At 69.8% G+C, this 1,175-nt stretch carries 1 protein-coding gene; it reads left to right on the top strand.

The annotated features are described in order from the left end of the window. A partial coding sequence (locus WS49_RS21525) for an acetyl-CoA C-acetyltransferase (RefSeq protein ID WP_059533126.1) occupies positions 1-1,175 on the top strand: 1,175 nt, incomplete at both ends.

Raw genomic sequence — 1,175 nt, 5'->3', positions numbered from 1 at the left:
ATGACGGACGTAGTGATCGTATCGGCCGCGCGGACCGCGGTCGGCAAATTCGGCGGCTCGCTCGCGAAGATCGCGGCACCGGAGTTGGGCGCAACGGTGATTCGCGCGGTGCTGGAGCGTTCGGGCGTGAAGCCCGAGCAGGTGAGCGAAGTGATCATGGGCCAGGTGCTGGCGGCGGGCTCGGGGCAGAACCCGGCGCGCCAGTCGCTGATCAAGGCCGGCCTGCCGAACGCGGTGCCGGGCATGACGATCAACAAGGTGTGCGGCTCGGGCCTGAAGGCGGTGATGCTGGCGGCGAACGCGATCGCGGCGGGCGATGCGGACATCGTGATCGCGGGCGGCCAGGAAAACATGAGTGCGGCGCCGCACGTGCTGCCGGGCTCGCGCGACGGGTTCCGGATGGGCGACGCGAAGCTGGTCGACACGATGATCGTCGACGGCCTGTGGGACGTGTACAACCAGTACCACATGGGCATCACGGCGGAGAACGTCGCGAAGGAATACGGGATCACGCGCGAGGAGCAGGACGCGTTCGCGGCGCTGTCGCAGAACAAGGCGGAGGCCGCGCAGAAGGCCGGCCGCTTCGACGCCGAGATCGTGCCGGTGTCGATTCCGCAGCGCAAGGGCGAGCCGCTGCAGTTCGCGACCGACGAGTTCGTGCGTCACGGCGTGACGGCGGAATCGCTGGCGGGGCTGAAGCCGGCGTTCTCGAAGGACGGCTCGGTGACGGCGGCGAACGCGTCGGGGCTGAACGACGGCGCGGCGGCGGTGCTGGTGATGTCGGCGCAGAAGGCGGCGGCGCTCGGCCTGACGCCGCTCGCGCGGATCAAGGCATACGCGAACGCGGGCGTGGATCCGAGCGTGATGGGCATGGGTCCGGTGCCGGCATCGCGCCGCTGCCTGGAGCGAGCGGGCTGGACGCCGGGCGACCTGGACCTGATGGAAATCAACGAGGCCTTCGCGGCGCAGGCACTGGCGGTGCACAAGCAGATGGGCTGGGACACGTCGAAGGTGAACGTGAACGGCGGTGCGATCGCGATCGGTCACCCGATCGGCGCGTCGGGCTGCCGGATCCTGGTGACGCTGCTGCACGAGATGGTCAAGCGCGATGCGAAGCGCGGGCTGGCGTCGCTGTGCATCGGCGGCGGGATGGGCGTCGCGCTTGCGGTCGAACG

It is taken from the genome of Burkholderia sp. RF7-non_BP4 (assembly GCF_001521935.1).
Taxonomy (GTDB): Bacteria; Pseudomonadota; Gammaproteobacteria; order Burkholderiales; family Burkholderiaceae; genus Burkholderia; species Burkholderia diffusa.
Note: the sequence above shows the minus strand (reverse complement) of the source record. Positions and strands in the feature narration are given on the sequence as shown.